Below are 21,052 nucleotides of genomic sequence, written 5' to 3' on the forward strand. Positions count from 1 at the left end.
CCTTAGCCCTTGATGGCGCCGGCGGTCATGCCGGCGACGATCTTGCGGTTGAAGAAGATGAACAGCAGCAGGGGTGGGATGGTGATCAGGACGATGTCCATGAACAGCAGGTTCCATTGGGTGTTGTACTGGCTCTGGAAGTTGTAGAGGGTGACCTGGACGGTGGCGTTGTCGTCTCCGGGTAGCAGGTAGAGCGGGTTGACGAAGTCGTTGAAGATGTTGACCGAGCTGACCAGGATGACGGTGATGGTGACCGGGCGGAGCAGCGGGAAGATCACGCGGAAGAACAGCCGGAGGCCGCTGCAGCCGTCGATCTGGGCGGCCTCGTCGAGCTCGCGCGGGATGGCCGCGATGAAGGCGCGGAACAGCAGCATGGCGAAGGACAGGTGGAAGGCCACCTCGGCCAGGATCATGCCGGGCAGGGTCTTGAACAGGCCGATGGCCTGCAGCAGCCAGATGGTCGGCACGACGGCGGGTGGGATGATCAGTCCGGACAGCACCAGGAAGTCGGCCAGCTTGGCGACCTTGCCGGGCCGGCGTTGCAGGGCGAACGCGGCCATGGCGCCGAAGATGACGAGCAGGGTGACCGAGGCGACGGTGATGATGGTGCTGTTGACGTAGGCGCGCAGCAGCACATAGTCGCGCGCCTCGATGACGGCCATGAAGTTCTCGACGATCGGCCAGCTGGTGGGCCAGGCGAAGTCGAGGTCGGTGGCCTGGGTCTGGTCCTTGACGGCGGTGAGCAGCATGAGCGCGAACGGGACCAGGAAGATCGCGGTGGCCAGGACCAGCACGACGGCTTCGGCGCTGAGCCTGCGAAGTGTCTTCATGCGGTCACCTGCCTCTTGCCCAGGTAGTGGTTGAGCGGCACGGCGATGGCCGTGACGACGAGGAAGAGGATGACGTTGCCGGCGGTGGACAGGCCGAAGAAGCCGGCTTGGTATTGCTTGTAGATGATGGAGGCGATGGTGTCGCTGGTGAAGCCGGGGCCGCCGCGGGTCATGGTCCAGATGAGGTCGAAGGAGCGTAGGCCGCCGATGAGGGACAGGATGATGACGGAGTAGGTGGCGGGCCAGGACAGGGGGAGGGTGATGTGCCGGAAGCGGTGCCAGGCGTTGCCGCCGTCGACGGCGACGGCTTGGTAGTACTCGGTGGGGATGGACATGATGCCGGCGATGTAGATGACGGTGGCCAGGCCGACGCCTTTCCAGACGTCTACCAGGGCTACTGACAGCAGGGCGGTGGTGGCGTCGCCGAGCCAGTCGCGGCCGTCGATGCCGACCAGCGCGAGGGTCTGGTTGACCAGGCCGGTCTGGGGCTTGAGGAGCATGGCGAAGGTGATGCCGACCGCGACGGTGGAGACCAGGGTGGGGAAGAACACCACCGAGCGCAGGAAGCCGGACAGTCGTAGTCTGCTGGTGAGCAGGACGCCGAGGAGCAGGCCGAGGATGACTTTGAGGCCGCTGGTGAGGACGGCGTAGATGATGGTGTTCTGGAAGCCGATGCGCAGGTTCTGTTCGGCGAGGAAGTCGCGGAAGTTGTCGAGGCCGACGTAGGTGCTGTCGAAGAGTGTCCAGCGGGTGAGGGCGAAGTAGAACGCCATCGCCGTGGGTATCAGGAAGATGACGACGAACACCGCGGCGGCGGGCAGGTACAGCCAGTACGGGTAGGCCGACTTGCGGCGGGCTGCGGGGCGGGTGTGTCGTTGTCCTGGGGTGGGGCCGGGCTCGGTGTGGGGTCCGGTGTGCTGCTTGGTCACCACCCTGCGAGGCCCAGCTGCTTGGCCTGCTTCTCGACGTCCTTGTCGTATTGGGCGGCGCCCTCGGCGGGTGGGGTCAGCCCGGAGCCGACCGCGACGGTGATCTGCTCCAGCGACGGGCCCTTGACCGGGGAGACGAACTCCAGCGCGGGCGCGGTACGGCCCTCGTCCACGTACACCTGCAGGTCCCTGGCCACCTGGATGGCGTCGTCGGGCAGCTCGGCGCCCTGGATCCGGTACGGCCCGGCCGGCTGGACGACCTTGTTGACCGCGTCGGCCGCGGCCGGCGAGGCGACGAAGCCGAGGAACTTCTTGGCCGCCTCCAGGTTCTCGGTGCTCTTGGCGATGTAGATGCCGGCAGGCTCCCAGATCGTGGCGCCGTTCTTGGCAGCATCCGTACCGGGGATGCCGAAGAAGCCGATGTCGGTGGCTGCCTGCGGCATGGTGGCAACCAGCGGCGGGAGCTGGGCGCTCAGCATCGGGTAGTGCGCGCCCTTGCCCTCGACCAGCAGTTTCATGCCCTGGTCGTTGGTGGCCGAGCCGAAGCCCTCCTGCATGTAGCCCTTGGCGTGCACGTCGGCCAGGTGCTGGAAGCCCGCCTGGGCGGCCGGCGTGGTGGCGAACTTGGCCTGGTTGGCCGTGTAGTCCTGCGCGAAGCTCGGCACCGCGGCCTGCACGTTGTAGTAGTCGCCCAGCACGAACAGCTGCGAGGTCCAGGTGTCCTTGAACGTGCCGATCACCGGCGTGATCCCGGCCGCCTTGATCTTGTCGTTGTTGGCCATGAAGTCGGCCCAGGTCTTCGGCACCTCCAGCTTGAGCTGCTCGTAGACCTTGCGGTTGTAGAGGATGCCGCCGCCCATCGCGGTGCCGGCGGGCACGCCGTACACCTTGCCGCCCTGGCTCACCACGGGCAGGAAGTCCTTCTGGACGTGCTGCAGCACCGGGTCGCCGGTCAGATCCACCATGGTCTGGGCCGGGTTGAGCGCCTGCAGCAGCGAGCCCGAGTTGTACCAGAACACATCCGACATGTCGCCCGTCGAGAGCCGGGTCTTGATGATGTTGTCGCCCTCGCTGCCGCCGGGCCGGGTCTCCGTCTCGATCTTGATCGTGGGGTTGGCCTTCATGAAGGCGTCCGCGAGCGCCTTGGCCGTGTCCACGGTTGCTTGGCTGTTGTCGACGAGGAACTTCAAGGTGACGGCGCCGCCACCGCCGCCCGGCTCGGTGCCCGAGTCTGAGCCGCACGAGGTCAGAGCCGCCATCGCAAGGACGGCCAGGGCCGCTCCCATCGTGCGGTGCGAGGTCTTCACAACGCCCCTCCAGGTCGTTGAAACGTTTTAAGAGGCCCCCGATGGCAGTTAACGTAAGCGTTACTTTGAGAGAGCGTCAAGAGGCAAATTGGATAACGGTCCTCGATCGTGACCCTGGTGGGTCAGGCATCGGCAATAGCCGCCTCTCGCTGGTTGGATAACGTTGCCCATCGCGTGGCATCCCCACGACCTCATCAAGGACGGGCGTCGAATCTGGAAGGCGGGGCATGGTCACACGAGGTCGGCAGCGCAGAGCGACGATCACCGATGTGGCCCAGCACGCCCAGGTGTCCACGACGGCGGTGTCGAAGGTGCTGCGCACCGCCTACGGCGTCAGCGAGGCGATGCGCACGAAGGTGCAGGCCCCGGCGCTGTACGACTGCGTGCTCGACGACGACGAGCTGGGCGCCCAACTGGTCGTCGAGCACCTCATCGGGCTCGGACACCGCCGCGTCGCGCACATCACCCAGAAGGACACCGCCTCCGGCCGCTCCGCCGTCCTGCTGCGCACCATCCGGGCCAGGGCCCACGAGCGGCTCATGACCGAGCACGGCCTGGCCGGACACATGGCGCTCGCGGCCACCTCCTGCACCGAGGAAGGCGGCTACGAGGGTGCGCGCGAGCTGCTGGGTCTCGACCCCCGCCCCACCGTCGACCAGGACGGCGCCATCATGGGCAGGACCGCCGGCCGGCTGCTGCTCGAACGCATCGCCGGCCGCGCCGCCGCGGTGCGCTTCGCCGTCACGCCCACCCTGGTGGTCCGCCGCTCCACCGCCTCCCCGCGGCCCGCGCCATGCGAGGGGACGGCGCCGGCCGGACCCGGGTCGCCGGGAAGCCCGAACGGCACGCCCGCCCGGCCCCACCCCGAACCCTGATGAGAGCGTGGCCGCGCACGCCGTCGCCGTCCACGGCGGGGCGGGTCCTCCCGAAGCCGGCGCAGCTCTCGTCGGCTCCTCGGGTGTCGTGCATCAGGGCCAGGATCGTGGCGATGCCGCCGTCCTCGTCGAAGCGGGTGTCGGTCAGGGCACGCGCAGGTTGGGGCTCCGCTCCAGCCCGAGGATGCCGAGCAGATGGTCCATCATGTGCTCGAACAGCGGCATCGGGTCGTCGAAGGCGAACTCCTGGTGCCCGTACACGGCCATGCAGAGCAGCCCGTAGATCTGCCGCCAGCAGATGACCATGAGCAGGACCACGCCGATCGGGAAGTCCAGGCCCACGTGCGTCCGGTACGTGCGCAACTGCTCCGCCAGGACGGGATCGATGTCCTCGTCCGCGTCGATGACCAGCCGCCCTTCGCGCCACAGCCGGGCGAAGGGCACCCCGAAGAAACCGCCCAGCTCGCGTGCGATGACCTTCGGAATGCCCTCCTCCGAGTCGGCGATCTTGACGTACGCGGCGCCCATGAGCAGGTCGAACTCGACCTTGTTGGCCATCGACCAGTCGAGCACGGCCCGGGTGGCGGCGTGGAGCTGGGCGCTGACGTCGTCGGGGTCCTGGCGGTGCAGGGCCTTGGCGACGTTGTCCATGAACTCGGAGGTGAGGTCGTCGTAGACGGCGCGCACGAGCCCTGCCCGGCCGTTGAAGTAGCGGTACAGGGCGGGCGGCGTCACCCCGACGGCGCGAGCCACGGCGGCGAGGGTCAGGCCCTCGACGCCCTCCTCCGCCGCGATTCTCCGGGCGGCGGCCTTGGCGTCGCGTTCGAGCTCGGCCCGCAGTCGCTCCCGTCTCGTCAGCGCTGTCACAGGGCCATCTTCGCGCGTTTCGCCTGGCGCCGCGACTTGCGGTGAAGCGGTGTCACATGGTTAATGGTATTCACTCTTTTAAGGATCATCATTGAATGGAGTTCTCCGATGGGCACTGCCAGAGGCGGCTGGGCGGCCGCGGCCGTCGCGATCCTCCTTGCCACCACCGGTTGTTCGACCCCGTTCGGCCCGGTCGCCGTCCCCGCGCCGCCACCCACGAGCCCCACTCCCACGCCGGACCCCCGGAAGGCGGCGCTGGCCGAGGCGGCCAGGAGCCTGCCCGCCCTGCTCGCCGCGCGGGGACCGGTGGTCTGCTCACGGGCCGACGAGCACTGGCAGGTCACGGCGTACGACGACGCCTTCCGCACGCCTGCCGTGAGCTTCTCCAGCGCCACGCTCCACCCCCTCCTGACCGAGATCGCCGCGAAGGCGGGCGGCGAGGAAGCGGAGGTCCGCAGCCTCTGCGGTGACACGGGCGACCCCGGCGTCAGCCCGGTCTCGCCGGACGGTCGCCGGATCGCCGTCCAGGTGAACGGCGCCTCCGAGCACGACTCGAAGCACGTCGGCTGGCTCGACCTCGGCACGGGTGCGTTCACGGACCTCACCGAGCGATCGAACAAGAAGGGGTACGTGACGGAGACGTTCTCCGACGACCGTCCCGGCTTCGCGCCGGACGGCTCACTCTGGTTCCGCCGCGGCCTGCGGTACTACTCGGCCGACTCCAAAGGCTTGCTCACGCCACGCCGGCTCAGCATCGCGTGCATCAAGAACGAGAGCGACGAGATCTACTACCGCGTCATCCGGTCGATCGCCGTCGTGTGCCCCGGCGTCGTCCACCCCTCCGGCAGGTTCGCCGCCGACCCCACCACGGTGGCCAAGGGCCTGTCGTCGGTGCGAGGCGCCGAACTCGACCTCATCGACCGGACCATCGACGGGCACGACGACGAGCCGACGCACAAGCCGTTCGGCATGGAGGTCGTCGTGCGCGACGACGGCGGGCTGCGCGGCTGCCTGCCCCTGGCCTGGCTCGACACCACCGAACTGCTCTGCCAAGGAGGGGACAACGACTTCTACACCGCCCGGGTCGCCCCCCGGCTCGCCCGCGACGACGTCGAGTATGTGCAGAACGTAGAGGTCAAGGTGCTCAGGGAAGTCGCTCCGGCGACCCAGTCGCCGGTCATCGCAGCGGCCCTGTCCAAGGATCGCCGCTCCCTGATCATCGCCTCCGGCGCGGGCAACGACATCGACACGGCCAAGCTCTACCGCGTCGGCCTGGAGCCCGTTTCGGCCCCGGTGGAGCTCGGCCCGATCCCGCAGGAGGCGAGGCTGGGCTTCACGCTGCTGAACAACTTCCAGCACCCGATGGACGCGCGGTGACAACGCGCCCGCCGTCGGCTCGTCCGGGCCCGGCCGGGGCGCTGGGACGGCGACCGGGTGGCCGATGCGCCAGCCGGGGCGGCGGGCCGGGAGCCGCCTGTCACCGGTGGCCGCGCTCAGCCGCCGGCCAGGGTCCCGCCCAGAGGGGTGCGCTCGTAGCGCACGGATCGGCCGGTCCGCGTCCGCGTGACCAGGCCGGATTCGCGCAGCACGGCCAGGTGGCCGCCGACCGCGCCCAGGCTGAGACCCAGCTGGCGGACCAACTGCGTGGTCGTCGCCGGCACCGCGAGCGCCCGCAGCACCTGCGCGCGGTGCGGGCCGACCAGCCGCGCCAGCGCCGCCGTGCCGGCCTGCGGGGGCGGCGGCCCGAGCAGGTTCGCGACGCCACGCGCCGGATACACCAGGGCGTACGGCCAGGGCGGCTCGACGTAGCTGATGAGGGTGCCGAAGACGGTCGGCATCAGCAGCAGCCCCTTGCCGCCCAGCCGGTGCCGCTCCCACTCGTTGCGGGGGCCGGTGCGCACCTCGATCACACCGTCGGCTCCCTCCGAGCGCCAGCCCACCCGCGGATCCAGGTCGGACAGCGCCGCGGCCCAGCCGTACATGGCGAGGTGCCCGGCGCGGTGCACCAGGTCGCGCTCCAGCACCGTACGCAGCCGCGGCCAGTCGGGTTCGACCAGCGCGTGCCAGGTCGCCTCGATCGCGTCCGAGAGCCGGGTGAGCACGTCCGGGGCGGCCAGGATCTGCTGGACGTGGCGCGGCGGCGTACGCAGCCCGGCCAGGTTGCGGGCGATCTCCGCGCGTACCTGGGGCAGCGGGGTCGCCCGCACCGCGGCGAGTTCGACGGCGAAGTCGTCGCCGGAGCCCGAAGGCGGAGGATGGATGAAGTCGGCGTTGTAGCCGCCACGGCGGAACAGCGTTGTCAGCGCCCCGACCGCGGGCGTCTCGCGCAGCAGCCGCGCGTACCGCGGCGCGATGCGCTCCGCCCAGGGCCGCAGCGGCCCGGCCGGCTGCTTGCCCGCCGCGACCCGCAGCGCGTTCATCGCCTCACCCAGCGGCGAGATCGCGTAGCGGGTGTGCGCCACGTCGACCGGCCCGACTTCGATGGCAAGCATCTTTCGCCTCCACGCGAAAGCCTAACGCCTCCGTCCGCACCGCCCCGAGACTGGCCCGCATGACGACACCCCAGCCCGCACCGGCGCGGGCCACCTACCGCGAGGTGTTCGCGGTAGGCCAGTTCCGCGTGCTGTTCACCGGCTACACGCTCTTCCTCGGCGGCGAGACGGTGAAGATGCTCGCGCTGTCGGTGACCGTCTACGCCGGCACCGGCTCGCCCCTGCTGGCCGCGCTGGCCTACGTCGCCGGCTTCCTGCCCTACGCCCTCGGCGGCACGCTGCTGCTGGCGTACGCCGACCGGTGGCCGCCGCGGGCCGTGATGGTCGGCTACGACCTGGTCCGCGCCGCGGTCGCCGCAGTGCTCGCCGCCGGGCTGCTCTCCTCCACCGCGATGCTGGCGCTGGTGTTCGTCACCGGCATCCCCGGCGCGGTCGCCTCAGCGGCGCGCAGCGCGCTGCTGCCCGAACTGCTCGACGGCGACCGGTACGTGCTCGGCCGGGCCGTGTTCTCCATGGCCGCCGGCGGCACGCAGGTGCTCGGCTTCGCCGTGGGCGGGATGCTGATCGCGGCGCTCGGCCCGCACGGCGCGCTGTGGATCACGGTGGCGGGCTGCCTGCTGTCCGCCGCGCTGCTGCGCCTGCGGCTGGCCGAGCAGCCGCGCCGCGGCCCGGCCGCCGGGTACGCGGTACGCGAGACCTGGCGCGTCAATCGCGAACTGCTGCGCCGGCCGGCGATCCGTTCGCTGCTGCTGGCCCAGTGGCTGCCGCCCGCGCTCGTGGTCGGTGCCGAGGGGGTGCTCGTCCCGTACGCCGTCCAGATCGGCATGCCGGACGCGGCCGGGCTGCTGTTCACCGCCGTGGCGCTCGGCATGCTCACCGGTGACCTCGCGATCGGCCGGCTGGTCACCCCGGAACGGCGGGAACGGCTGGCCGGGCCGCTGGCGCTGCTGCTCGGCGCGCCGCTGCTCGGGTTCGTGCTCTCGCCAGGACCGGTCATCGCGGCGCTGCTGCTCGCCGTGTCCGGGTTCGGGGTCGCCTACCAGCTGGGGCTGGCCCGGCGCTTCCTGGCGGCGGTGCCGGAGGCGAACCGAGGCCAGGCCTTCGGGCTGGCGCTGACCGGGACCATGACGTCGCAGGGGCTGTTCGCGGCCGGCGGCGGGGCCTTGGGCGAGGTGGTGGCGCCCGGCCTGGTCGTCGGCGCGGCGGGCGCGGCGTCCCTGCTGGCCGTACGGGTTCTCTGGCGCGTGCTCGCGCCGCCGCGTGCCTGAACCCGCGGCTGCCCCTTCTCGGCGAGCCGGCCTGGACGCGTCCCCGGCGAGGGCGCCCAGGGCGTACCGCGTCAGGTGGAGTTCCGCTACGCCTACCGCGGCGGATTGACGGTCATCGTCAAATCCTGGGTGGACGACCGGAAACACGCCGGTCGATATCGTGATGCCGAATGTCGGACGCGGTCACGGGTGCGGGTAAACGACCGCCGATATTCATCTGCTCACCTTTGTGAAACCCCCTGATGACGTCTTCCGTCTGCCGAAAAACCGTCCTAGGAGGAAAATTCATGGGTTTACGGGGTGCGGCTGTCATCGTCTCGTTGACGATGGTCGCCGCGAGTCTGCTGACTTTATCGGGCCCCGGGGGAAAACCGGCCGCCGCCGCGACGTCGGCGCCGGCCGCGGAGGTGACTTCCCCGTTGTCCATCATTCCGACGTCGTATCCCGTACCGGCTGACGCGATTTTCGTGGCCCCCGGCGGAAACGACGCCGGCGCCGGCACCATGGAGGCTCCGCTGCGGACCGCGGGGGCGGCGGTGGCCAGGGCCGCGGCGGGCAGGATGACCACGATCGTGTTGCGCGCCGGAGAGTACCGTGAACGGCTGGGCAACGTCGCCGCGCCGGTGACGCTGCAGCCGTACCCGGGGGAGAAGGTCTGGTTCAAGGGCAGTTCGGAGATCCAGCAGGGCCAGCTGACGGCCGACGGCAACGCCTGGCGGCTGGACGGCTGGAACCCGGCCAGCGTGTGCCGGGCCACCGCGCCGGCCTACGACGAGTGCATGAACCCGCTGCACTTCAACGACGACAACCCGGTCGGCGGGGATCCGCAGATGGTGTTCCTCGACGGGGAGCCGCTGCGCCAGGTGGCCACCAGGGAGGAGGTCAGGGCGGGGACCTTCTTCCACGACGGGCCGGGCGACCGGACCTACATCGGCAGCGACCCGACAGGGCGCAGGGTCGAGATCACGGCCAGGAAGAGCGGCATGCACTTCTTCGCCGGCGCCGACGGGTCGGTCGTGCGGGGGCTCGGGTTCGCCCACTTCGGCAGCAGCCAGAACCAGACCAAGGAACCGGCCGCGCTCATCGCGCAGGCCAGGGGCATGGTGTTCGAGAAGAACACGATCATCCACAACGCGGCGTCGGGCCTGCTGGTCAACGCCGACGACGTGCGCGTGAGCGGGAACGCGATCGCCGAGAACGGCTATCTGGGCATCGGGGCGCACCGGTCGGCGAATCTGACGGTCGAGAACAACCGGGTCGTGCGCAACAACACCGAGCAGCTCGGCTTCTCGAAGGGCTACCACCTGGCAGGCGCCGGGATGAACGCCACCCGGGTCACCGGCGCGACCGTTCGTGACAACGTGTTCGAGGCCAACCAGGGCGTCGGCCTGTGGTGCGATCTGTCGTGCCACGACATGACGATCATCCGTAACCTGATCCGCGGCAACTCCCGGCACGGCCTGCACTACAAGGTCTCGGGCCAGGCGCTGATCGCCTCCAACGTGCTGGCCGGCAACGGCATGACCGGGCTGAGCCTGCTGGGCTCGAACCACGTCCGGGTGATCAACAACACCTCCGTCGGCAACGCGCAGGCGATCGCGGTGCAGGAGGACGCGCGGCCGACCTGCCCCGGCGCGGACGACGTCTGCCCGACCGACGCGGAGAAGGCGCTGGGCATCACGTGGGACACCGCCGACATCACGCTGATGAACAACGTGATCGCCGGCGGCACGAGCACCGCGCCGCTGGTCAACACCACCGACAACAACACCGGCGAGTCCGGGCGCCGGGTCGGCGCCGACGGCATGATCCCGGCCGCCCAGATGCACCACAACGGGTACTCGCGTACCGGTGCGGACACGCCGGCCACGCTCGTGCAGTGGTCGCGGGTGACCGGTTCGAGCATCCACCACCCGTCGCTGGCGCAGTTCCAGGCCGCGACCGGCCGCGACGCGAACTCCCGCTACCAGGAGACGAGCTACGTGGTCAACGCCGACGCCGGGGACTACCGGCTGGTGCCGGGCAGCCCGGCCGAGTCGGCGGGCGCGGCGCTTCCCGCCGATGTCGCCGCGGCCCTCGGCGTGCCGTCCGGGCAGCCGGTCAGGCTCGGCGCGCTGGCCTGGCCGGACGAGCCGGCCAGGACCGAGCTGGTCCGCAACGGGACGCTGGACGGGCCGTCGATCGTGCCGTGGTGGTCGGCGGGCAACCCGGCGCTCACCGTGGACAACGGCGAGCTGCGGGCCGCCGTCGCCGACGGCGCGGCCGAGCCCGGCGACGCCGTCGTCACGCAGCTCACCGGCAGCCTGATCAGCGGGCGCACCTACACAGTGTCGTTCGACGCCCGCGCCTCGGCCGACGTGGCCGTCGAGGTGGCCGTGCAGGAGGGCGAGGCGCCCTACAGCGCCGCGCTCGCGCAGAGCGTCGAGCTGGAGACGGGCCGCCAGCGCTACTCCTTCCCGTTCACCTCCACGCTCGACACCACCGCGGCCGAGGTGGTCTTCCAGCTCGGCGGCAAGGGCGCGATCACCGTCCATCTGGACAACGTCTCCCTGGTGGAGAACACCTGGGGCCTGTCGAAGGAGCCGAAGCAGACCGAGGTGGAGGCGCTGGCCGCCGCGGCCGCGAGCGGGCAGCTCGTCGAGGTGCTGTCGGAGCGCGGCGAGACCCGCGAGGTGTATGCCACACCCGACGGCAGCTTCACCTCCAAGGAGCATTTCCAGCCGGTTCGCGTGGTCAAGGACGGCGTCTGGACGCCCGTCGACACCAAGCTGCGCAAGCTGGCCGACGGGTCGATCGTGCCGAACGCGGTGCCGACGGAGATCAAGCTGTCCGGCGGTGGCACCGGCCCGCTGGTGACGATCAACCGGGCAGGCCGGCCGATGTCGCTGACGTGGCCCACGGCGCTGCCCAAGCCGTGGCTGGACGGCGACTCCGCCGTCTACCCCGGCGTCCTCGGCGCGGACGTGGACCTGCGGGTGCGGGTGGAGCCGGAGGGGTTCTCGCACGTGCTGGTCGTCAAGACCGCCGCGGCGGCCGCGGACCCGCGCCTGGCCACCATCAAGCTGGGCCTGTCGGCCCCCGGCCTCAGCGTGCGGACGGCGGACGACGGCACCCAGCAGGCGGTCGACGAGACCACCGGCGGCGTGGTCTACGAGGCCCCGGTGCCGATCATGTGGGACTCCACCGCGCCGGCCACCGCGTCTGCCCTGCGGGCGGCGACGGCCGACGACGGCGGGGAGAACCCCGGCGAGGACCTGACCGACAACGGCGTCGTGGAGGCCTCCGCCAGCCAGCCCGGCGACACCTCCAAGATCGCCACCGTGACCACCAGCGTGAGCGGCGGCGAGATGACGCTCAAGCCGGACCCGGCCCTGCTCACCGGCGCGGACACCACCTACCCCCTCTACATCGACCCGATGTGGGACACCCCCCGCGCCTCGGCCCGCCTGATGGTCTCCAGCGCCGGATGGTCGAAGTACAACTTCACCAAGAACGAGGGCATGGGCCGCTGCCCCCGCGACTACCCGCCCGCCGGCCGCTACTGCAACGGCTGGTACGAGAAGCGGCTGTTCTACCGCGTCCCCACCGCCAGGTTCGCGCACAAGCAGATCATCTCGGCCGAGTTCCACGCCCAGGAGACCTTCGCGACCTCGTGCAGGAAGCGCGTCGTGGACATCTACCTGGCCAAGAGCTTCGGGACGGGCTCCACCTGGAACTCGACCTCCGACAACTGGGTGCGCAGGCTGGACAGCAGGAACGTGGCCAAGGGCTGGAGCTCCGGCTGTCCCGCCGGTGACGTGCTGTTCAACGTGACCAGCGCCGTCCAGGAGGCGGCCAGGAAGGGCTGGTCGAACACCACCTTCGGCCTGCGTGCCCGCGACGGCGGCGACCAGCTCGCCTGGAAGCGCTTCGACCGCAACGCCTTCGTCCGGGTGCACTACAACAGCCCGCCCGCACAGCCGAAGATGAGCCAGCTCTCCTCCAGCCCCGGCGGCACCTGCCGCGGCCCGGCCACTCCGGCCACGTTCAACCGGCTGCCGACCCTGTTCGCCAAGAACCTCACCGACCCGGACAACAAGGGCGTGGAAGGGGAGAAGCTCAAGGCGCAGTTCCAGGTGATCTGGACGGAGAACGGCGTCCAGAAGGTCAAGAACCTCGGCACCGTCAAGAAGATGTCGGCCAACGGCCCGCGCAAGTCCTCCTTCAGCGTGGTGATCCCCAAGAACCTCATCCCGCAGGGCGTCGTCGCCCACTGGGGCGTGCGCGCCTCCGACGGGCGGGCGTGGAGCCCGTGGAGCTGGGACGGCAACGCCACGGCCTGCTACTTCGTCTACGACGCCAGGGCCCTGCCCGAGCCGAAGGTCACCTCCACCGGCGCCGACGGCTACCCCGCGCTCGACCCGGCCGACCCCGACCAGGTCCCCACCGACGGCGTGGGCCGGTACGGCACGTTCACCATCGCCCTCGACACCCGGGTCAGCAAGTACGCGTGGGCGATGAACACCGACCCCGCCGAGGGAGCGGCCAAGACCAGGACCACCGCCACCGAGTCGATCAAGGCGATGCCCACGCACGCCGGCCTGAACACCCTGTACGTGACGGCGTGGGACGCGGCCAACAACTGGTCGACCGGCACCTACGAGTTCTGGGTCGCCGACGGCAAGGCCCCGAAGGCGCACTGGAAGCTCGACGAGGCGGCGGGGGCGCCCCGGCTGGCCGACGCCCAGGGCGCCTACCCGGCCACGCCGCAGGGCGGCGCCACCCTCGGCGCGCCCGGAGCGCTGAGCACCGCGATGCGGCTGAACGGCACCACCTCCTACGCCGCCACCGGCGGCCCGGTGGTGGACACCACCCAGAACCTCGCGGTGTCGGCGTGGGTGAAGATGCCGGCCACGCTGCCCACCACCCACTTCGTCGTGGCCAGCCAGGCCGCGACCAAGAACTCGCCCTTCTACCTGAAGTACGACCCGGCCGACAAGAAGTGGAAGCTGTGGCGGGTCCAGGCCGACGCGAGCACCACCGGAGCCGGCACCGCGTACTCCAGGGAGCCGGCCAGACCCGGCGGGTGGACCCACCTGGTCGGCGTGCAGGACGTGGTGACCAAGAAGCTGCGGCTCTACGTCAACGGCGTGGAAGGCGTGCCGGGGGACATGAGCTCGGCGGCCTGGGCGGCGGGCAACGCCTTCCAGATCGGCCGGGGCCTGTACAACGGGCAGTTCGCCAACTACACGCCGGGAGTCGTGGACGACGTCCGGGTCTTCGACCGGGTGGTGACCGCCGACGAGGTGCGGGACCTGTACACGATCAAGCCCGTGGTGGAGAGCAAGTGGCACCTCAACACCGCCACCGGCACCCCGCCCGGCAGCCCCGACACGGGGCAGGGCGTCGCCTACCCCCTGACGCTCAACGGCGCCGCCAAGATCACCACCGACTTCGCCGAGGTGCTCGTGAAGTCCCCGGCCGGAACCCCGAGCGGGGCGCTGAAGCTGCCGGGCGGCAACAACGACTACGCCGCGGCGACCGGGCCGGTGATCGACACCCGCGACAGCTTCACCGTCTCGGCGTGGGTGTCCACCCCGGGAGAGCCCAGCAGGCCGATGACCGTGCTCGGCCTGGCGGGATCGCACAACAGCGCGATCACGGTGCGCTACGACCCGGGCAAGCAGCGCTACGTGCTGGACGTACCGGACAAGGACGGCGCCGGCGCGACGACGGCCGGCGTGGAGCACTCCATGTTCCACCAGGGCAACTTCGGCGACTGGGACCATCTCGCCGTCACCTACGACGCGACCGAGGGGACGGTCACGCTGTGGGTCAACGGGGTGAAGGAGGCCGCGAGCGGCGCGGACAACCTGTCCTTCCGCCACCGCACCCGTCCCTTCGGCCCCATCGCCTCGCTCCAGGTCGGCCGGAGCCTGTCCGGCGGCGCCTACCCGGCGGGCAAGGCCTGGTCCGGCGTGATCGATGACGTGTGGGTGCTGCGCGGCGTGGCCTCGCAGCAGCTCATCGACATGCTGGCGGTCCCGACGGAGATCGCCTCGATTCCCGGCTGACCCGGCGGGGGCCGGCGGTCCGACCGCCGCCGGCCCCCGCGTTGCCTGACTCCACGACGCGCTTCGGAGGTGACGCATGACTGTCCGCGGTGTCATGACGCGGGTGGGAAGCGGGCCGGTCCGCCGGCTCCTTCACTTGGCAATGACCACGGCCCTGGTGGCGGGGCTGCTCGCGGCCACGCCGGCGACCGGCACGGCCCGGGCCGCCGGGGAACCGCCCGGACCGGTGGACCACGAGGTCGTGGTGCCCGGCGCATCCTTGAAGGTCACGCCGCGCAAGGGCACCCCGCGCGCTCCCGACCCGGTCGTCCGCTGGCCGGCCGCGGGCGAGGCCGAGGTCACCCTCAGCGCCCAGAACAGCGCCCAGAACAGCGCCCAGAACAGCGCCCGGCAGGCGGGTGCCCAACGGGCGGGCGAGCTGCCCGTCTGGATCTCCGCTCCGGCATCGAAGGCGAAGGCGGCCGCACAGGGGCCGGCCGCCGAGCCAGGCAAGGTGCGGGTGCGGATGCTCGACCGGGCGGCCGCCGCCCGCGCCGGTGTCAGCGGGGTGCTGCTCACCGTCGGGCAGGCGGCCGGCCGGCCGGGCAAGGTGGGCCTGCGGCTGGACTACTCGGGGTTCGCCGAGGCGTTCGGCGGCGCGTTCGGGTCGCGGGTGCGGCTCGTGAGCCTGCCCGCGTGCGCGCTGACCACGCCTGACCTGCCGGGATGCCGGACGGCCGCGCCGCTGCCGTCGGCCAACGACACCCGCGCCAGGACGGTCGCCGCCGACGTCGAGGCCGCCGCGGAACCGGCCGTGCTCGCGGCGGTCGCCGGCGCGGACAGCTCGCGCGGCGACTACAAGGCGACCGAGCTGGCAGCCTCGGCCACCTGGCAGGTCGGCACGCAGACCGGCGACTTCACCTGGTCCTACCCCCTGCGGATGCCCCCGGTGCCCGGCGGGCTCACCCCCGAGCTGGTCGTCGCCTACTCCTCGTCCTCCATCGACGGGCGCACCTCCAGCTCCAACAACCAGGGCTCGCAGGTCGGCGACGGCTTCGATCTGTGGCCCGGCTACATCGAACGCAAGTACCGCTCGTGCAAGGACGACGGCGTGCCCAAGGACGGCACCTACGACGTCCACCCCATGGACCAGTGCTGGGGCTACGACAACGCCGTGCTGACGCTCGGCGGCAAGGGCGGCGAGCTGGTGCAGTCCGGCGAGAACGAGTGGAGGCTCCGCAAGGACGACGGCACCCGGATCAAGAAGGTGTCCGGGTCCGGCACCGACACCGCCAACGGCGACGACAACAACGAGTACTGGGTGCTCACCGCTCCCGACGGCAAGCGCTACCACTTCGGCAAGAACCGGATGAAGGGCTGGACCTCCGGCAAGGCCGAGACGAAGTCCACCTGGACCGTGCCCATCTTCGGCGACGACTCCGGCGAGCCCTGCCACGGCGACACCTTCGCCACGTCGTGGTGCCAGCAGGCCTGGCGGTGGAACCTCGACTACGTCGAGGACCCGCACGGCAACGCGATCGTCTACTACTACGGGCAGGAGGGCAACCGCTACGGCCGCAACCTGCGGGCCGAGGACGACACCCCCTACGTCAGGGGCGGCTACCTGAAGAGCGTCGAGTACGGCCTGAACGCCGCCGACCCCTACCCCGCCGCGGCCCCGGCCCGGGTGGACTTCAAGGTCGCCGAGCGGTGCCTGCGCTCGGCCGACGACTGCGCCGAGTCGAAGATCGACGACCATCCCGCCTACTGGGAGGACGTCCCCTGGGACCTCAACTGCGCGGCCGGCACCAAGTGCGAGAACTACAAGGGCGCGTCGGCGCCCACGTTCTGGACGCGCAAGCGGGTCGTCGAGGCCGCGACGAAGGTGATCCAGAGCGACGGCTCCGGCCACCGCACCGTCGACTCCTGGTCCTTCTCCCACGACTGGGGCACCGCGGACGTGGACCGGCAGCTCCTGCTGAAGTCGATCGTGCACACCGGCCACGCCGGTCCCGCGCCGGTGGTGATGCCGCCGGTGAGCTTCGCCTACACCCAGCTCGCCAACCGGGTCGACGCCCTCGGTGACGACATAGGTCCGTTCATCAAGAACCGCGTCGGCTCCGTCACCAACGAGACCGGCGGCGTCCTGGACGTCAACTACTCCGCGTCGGACTGCCGCCCCGGCGACACGCCCAGCCCGCCCGCCAACCACCGCCGCTGCTTCCCCGTCATGTGGGAGCGCACCAGCGGCGACGCCAGCCCGACGCTGGACTGGTTCCACAAGTACGTGGTGACCCAGCTCGTGCAGACCGACCTCACGGGCGGCTCGCCGGACATGGTCACCGACTACGACTACAGCATCGGCAAGCCCGCCTGGCGCTTCACCGACGACGACGGGCTCACCAAGGAGAAGTACCGCACCTGGTCGCAGTGGCAGGGCTACGACAAGGTGCGGGTGCGCACCGGCGCCACCAGCGCCGCCCCGTCCCAGACCGACCACTGGTTCTTCCAGGGCATGGACGGCGACCGCCTGAACGCCGACGGCGGCACCAAGAAGGTCACCGTCAGCGACGGCGAGGGCGGCTCCTACCCCGACCACGAGTCGCTCCAGGGCCTGACCCTCAAGACGATCACCTACGACAAGGCCGGCGGCCAGCCGGTGAGCAAGATCATGAACAGGCCCTGGCACCACCAGACCGCCTCACGCACCCGCACGATCGACAAGGGCACCATCACCGTCACCGCCAACCTCACCGGCGTCGCCGGCACCCGCGGCCTGAAGAAGCTCGACGACGGCTGGCGTGCGACCAGGTCGAGCGTCACCGCCTTCAACCTCACCACCGGCGCGCCCGCCCAGGTCGACGACGAAGGCGACACCGGCGTCACCGGCGACGAGAAATGCGTCACCACGACGTTCACCGCCGACGGCGCCCGGGTGCTCGCCAAACCCGCCCAGGTCAGGAGCGTGGCACGGCGCTGCGCCGACACCCCCGACCTGGCCAGGGACCTGATCTCCGAGGAGCGCACCTACTACGACAACGGCGCCTTCAAGGCGGCGCCGACCCGGGGGAACGCCACCCTCGTGGAGAAGGCGAAGGAGGCCACGGCGACCGCGGTGACACCCCTCGCCGCGTCCCGCACCGCGTACGACGCCTACGGCCGCCCGGTCACGGTCACCGACGCCGCGGGCCGGACCACGACCACGACGTACACCCAGACCCACGGCCTGACCACGAAGGTCGAGGTGAGCGGCCCGCCCGCGACGCCCGGCGACGCCGCCACGGCGCACACCACCGTCAAGGTGCTCGACCCGGCATGGGGCAGCCCCGTCAGCGACACCGACGCCGGCGGCAGGACCACCACCGTCCACTACAACGCCGCCGGCCACCTGACCAAGGTGTGGCTGGGCGGCCGGCCCGCCTCCGCCGTGCCGGACAAGGAGTACGACTACCTCATCCGGCCCAACGCGGTGGTGGCCGTCTCCACCAAGTCCCTCACCGCCGAAGGCGGCCAGGAACTGTCGTACACGCTGTACGACGGGTGGCTGCGGCAACGGCAGCTCCAGGCGGCGGGCCGCGACGGCACGACCAAGGGGCGGCTCGTCTCCGACACCTTCTACAACGCGGCCGGCCAGGTGGACCGCACCTACGAGAGCTACTACGCCGACGGCGAGCCGAGGCCGGAGGTCTTCGGCGTGGCCGACCCGGGCAAGATCGAGACCCAGCACGTCCACGAGTACGACGGCCAGGGCCGCACGACGGCCGAGCGGCTGCTGGTGGGCAGCAGCGACGCGCAGGAGAAGTGGCGCACCCGCTACGAGTACGGCGGGAACTGGACCAGGGTGACCCCACCGGCGGGCGGCACGCCCGTCACCACCTTCACCGACGCCCACGACCGCAGGACCGAGGTGCGCGAGCACCGGGCCGGCGGCTACGTCGCCACGCAGTTCCGCTACGACCACCGCGGGCTGGAGTCCTCGGTCACCGGGCCCGGCAACCACGTCTGGACCACGACCTACGACCTGCGCGGCCGCAAGATCCAGACGTCCGACCCCGACAAGGGCGTCACCAGGTTCACCTACAACGACGTGGACCAGCTCATCTCCACCGAGGACGCCCGGGGCAAGAAGCTGTCGGTCACCTACGACGGCATCGGCCGCAGAACCGGCCTGTACGACGCCACCACGGCCGGCCCCGGCGTCAAGGTCGCCGAGTGGGTCTACGACACCGTGCGCAAGGGGCAGCTCACCAGCGCCACCCGCATCGTGGGGACGGCCAGGTACACCACCCAGGTCGACATCTACGACAACCTGAACCGGCCCACGCGCAAGCGCATCCTGTTGCCGAGCGGCGAAGGAGCGCTGGCCCCCGACGGCGGCTACGTCTTCGACACCGCCTACAACCTCGACGGCAGCGTCAAGGCCGCGAGCAGCCCGGCCGCCGGCGACCTGCCGGCGGAGAACACCGCCTTCACCTACGACGACCTCGGCCGGCTCGTCGCGACCGGCTCCAACCTGTCGACGTACCTCGTGGGCGTCGACTACACCAAGACCGGCAAGCAGATCGGCCAGCGGCTGTCGATCGGCGCCGCCGGCAAGCAGGTGGACCAGACCTTCACCTACGAGTACGGCACGCAGCGGCTGCAGAAGGCCACCACCGCGCACGCCGGCACGGCCGGGACCGACCGCAGCGTGGAGTACCGCTACACCGACTCCGGCAACCTGCTCCAGGCCGTCGACACCTCCAGGGACGGGGTGGACAACCAGTGCTTCCGCTATGACGACCTGCAGCGGCTGATCGACGCCTGGACGCAGGAGGGCGCCACCTGCGCGGCCGACCCGGGCCAGGCCACGATCGGCGGGCCGGCGCCGTACCGGGTGAACTACACCTACGACGACGCCGGCAACCGGACGGGGGAGACCCACTACGCCGCCGGACCCTCCGGCGGCGCGCAGACCGCCACGCGCGGCTACCGCTACGCCGGCAACGCCGGCGTCGACCCCAAGTACCGGGGACACCAGCTCGCCGACGTGAGCGGCAACCCCGAGAGCTACGGCTACGACCCGGTCGGCAACACCACCGAGCGCAGAACCTCCTCCGGCAACCAGACGCTGCACTGGGACGCCGAAGGCGAGCTGGTGAAGGTCGTCGACGACAAGAAGGGAGAGACCACCTTCCTCTACACCGCCGACGGAGAGCGGCTGCTGCGCCGCGACCCGGCCGGCACCACCCTCTACCTGCCCGACATGGAGGTGCGGCTGGACAAGGGGCAGAGCGCGGCCAAGGCCGTGCGCTACCACCGCAACGCCATGCGCACCGGCCAGGGCGTCACCTTCCTCGTCAACGACCACCACGGCACCGCCGAGCTGGCCATCAACGCGACCGACGGCTCGCTGAGCCGGCGCCGCTACACCCCGTTCGGCCAGCTGAGGGCCGGCAAGGGACAGTGGCCCGCCGGCAACGAGAAGGGCTTCGTCGGCGGCGTGGTCGACTCCACCACCGACCTGACGACGCTCGGCGCACGCGGATACGACCCGAACACCGGCCGCTTCATCTCCGTGGACCCGGAGATCGAGATGGGCCGCTCGCAGCAGATGAACGGCTACAACTACGCCGACAACAACCCCACCACCATGTCCGACCCGGACGGCCGCTTCCCCTACGTCAACGTCTACCTGCTCGGCTACCGCCAGTTCTGGGTGCGGTACGGCAACTACAACTACCTCATGCGGCAGAACCTCTACCTGGTTCACGTGTACCTGAACATCTTCACGCACCGCTTCTACCTGGCGGTCAGCAACTGGTACGTCGCCGCCCGTCAGTGGGCCTACCGCCAGGGGCCGGTCGTGCCGGGGCAGAAACCGCTGCTGCGGCAGCCCGGCATCCCCGACCTGACCCCCAGGCCGCCGGCGGAGCCGGCCAAGCCTCCGGCGCCGGCCAAACCGAAGAAGGGCACCATCGGCCTGTGCGGGGGACTCGGGATCAAGCTGACCGCGGCCTTCAGCGTGGAGGCGTGCCTGGTCGTCGACAGGAAGGGCGTGGGCGTCTCCGGCACCTACAAGACCGGCATGTCCACCTCGGTCGGCGCCGAGGCCACCGGCGGCCTGTTCTACAAGCACGCGACCATCGAGGGCCTGGCCACCAAGCCGGGCACGTGGGACGCCTACTACGGGGCCGAATACGAGTCCAAGAAAGGCTGGGGTGGCGGCGGATACGCGGTCACCGACGGCAAGGGCAACGTCAAGGGCGGCGGCGCCGACGTCACCTTCGGGGTGTCGCAGAGCCTGCACCACGCGACCCACGGCCAGCTCCCCGTGGGCGTCACCGCCGAACGGGGCAGGACGGTGTCCAAGCGGCTGCGTAACCCGGTGAGCTGGTTCCAGGAGAAGATGCGCGGCTTCGTCTGGGAGTCCTACCACCCAGGAGGCTGAGCACGGGCGCCCGGGCGGTCCG

General features: G+C 70.8%; 11 protein-coding genes. 5 read left to right on the forward strand and 6 right to left on the reverse strand.

What is annotated here, in order from left to right; genetic code table 11:
* Window positions 1–2: 2 nt before the first annotated feature.
* From ACBJ32_RS39175 to ACBJ32_RS39185, 3 genes are read right to left on the reverse strand one after another with little or no spacing between them, the layout of a single operon-like run.
* On the reverse strand, window positions 3–830 hold the full coding sequence (locus tag ACBJ32_RS39175; RefSeq protein ID WP_375131050.1) for a carbohydrate ABC transporter permease: 828 nt from the start codon (window positions 828–830) through the stop codon (window positions 3–5).
* Entirely contained in the window at window positions 827–1,759 is a 933-nt protein-coding gene (locus tag ACBJ32_RS39180; protein ID WP_375131051.1) for a carbohydrate ABC transporter permease, read from the reverse strand. Before ACBJ32_RS39180 ends, ACBJ32_RS39175 begins: the two co-directional genes overlap by 4 nt.
* Window positions 1,756–3,066, reverse strand: a complete 1,311-nt coding sequence (locus ACBJ32_RS39185) for an ABC transporter substrate-binding protein (RefSeq protein ID WP_375131052.1) — start codon at window positions 3,064–3,066, stop codon at window positions 1,756–1,758. Before ACBJ32_RS39185 ends, ACBJ32_RS39180 begins: the two co-directional genes overlap by 4 nt.
* A 227-nt stretch (window positions 3,067–3,293) precedes the next feature.
* Between ACBJ32_RS39185 and ACBJ32_RS39190 the strand changes: the two genes are divergently transcribed.
* Window positions 3,294–3,941: a LacI family DNA-binding transcriptional regulator gene (locus ACBJ32_RS39190; protein WP_375131053.1), complete on the forward strand. Its 648-nt coding sequence runs from the start codon at window positions 3,294–3,296 to the stop codon at window positions 3,939–3,941.
* A gap of 144 nt (window positions 3,942–4,085) precedes the next feature.
* On the opposite strand, the gene ACBJ32_RS39195 is transcribed toward ACBJ32_RS39190, so the two are convergent.
* Window positions 4,086–4,808 carry a TetR/AcrR family transcriptional regulator gene (locus tag ACBJ32_RS39195; protein ID WP_357890788.1) on the reverse strand — a complete coding sequence of 241 codons (723 nt, stop codon included), beginning with the start codon at window positions 4,806–4,808 and terminating at the stop codon, window positions 4,086–4,088.
* 108 nt (window positions 4,809–4,916) lie between these two features.
* Here ACBJ32_RS39195 and ACBJ32_RS39200 point away from each other — a divergent pair, with 108 nt between their 5' ends.
* Complete coding sequence (locus ACBJ32_RS39200; protein WP_375131054.1) at window positions 4,917–6,185, forward strand: hypothetical protein; 1,269 nt, start codon at window positions 4,917–4,919, stop codon at window positions 6,183–6,185.
* Window positions 6,186–6,301: 116 nt separating this feature from the next.
* Here ACBJ32_RS39200 and ACBJ32_RS39205 read toward each other — a convergent pair whose 3' ends face one another.
* On the reverse strand, window positions 6,302–7,300 hold the full coding sequence (locus ACBJ32_RS39205) for a helix-turn-helix domain-containing protein (protein ID WP_375131055.1): 999 nt from the start codon (window positions 7,298–7,300) through the stop codon (window positions 6,302–6,304).
* A gap of 59 nt (window positions 7,301–7,359) precedes the next feature.
* Between ACBJ32_RS39205 and ACBJ32_RS39210 the strand changes: the two genes are divergently transcribed.
* Window positions 7,360–8,568, forward strand: coding sequence for an MFS transporter (locus ACBJ32_RS39210; RefSeq protein WP_375131056.1), 1,209 nt, complete (start codon window positions 7,360–7,362; stop codon window positions 8,566–8,568).
* Between the two features lie 118 nt (window positions 8,569–8,686).
* Here the strand turns inward: ACBJ32_RS39210 and ACBJ32_RS39215 are convergent, their stop codons facing one another.
* Window positions 8,687–8,998, reverse strand: coding sequence for a hypothetical protein (locus tag ACBJ32_RS39215; protein ID WP_375131057.1), 312 nt, complete (start codon window positions 8,996–8,998; stop codon window positions 8,687–8,689).
* Between ACBJ32_RS39215 and ACBJ32_RS39220 the strand changes: the two genes are divergently transcribed.
* Together ACBJ32_RS39220 and ACBJ32_RS39225 are read left to right on the forward strand one after the other, a co-directional pair.
* Window positions 8,988–14,621, forward strand: coding sequence for a LamG-like jellyroll fold domain-containing protein (locus ACBJ32_RS39220; protein WP_375131058.1), 5,634 nt, complete (start codon window positions 8,988–8,990; stop codon window positions 14,619–14,621). The two genes, ACBJ32_RS39215 and ACBJ32_RS39220, sit on opposite strands and share 11 nt — an antisense overlap.
* Window positions 14,622–14,763: 142 nt before the next feature.
* Window positions 14,764–21,030, forward strand: a complete 6,267-nt coding sequence (locus ACBJ32_RS39225; protein ID WP_375131365.1) for an RHS repeat domain-containing protein — start codon at window positions 14,764–14,766, stop codon at window positions 21,028–21,030.
* Window positions 21,031–21,052 lie beyond the last annotated feature (22 nt).

Source organism: Nonomuraea sp. GTA35 (genome assembly GCF_041950525.1).
Classification (GTDB): Bacteria; Actinomycetota; Actinomycetes; order Streptosporangiales; family Streptosporangiaceae; genus Nonomuraea.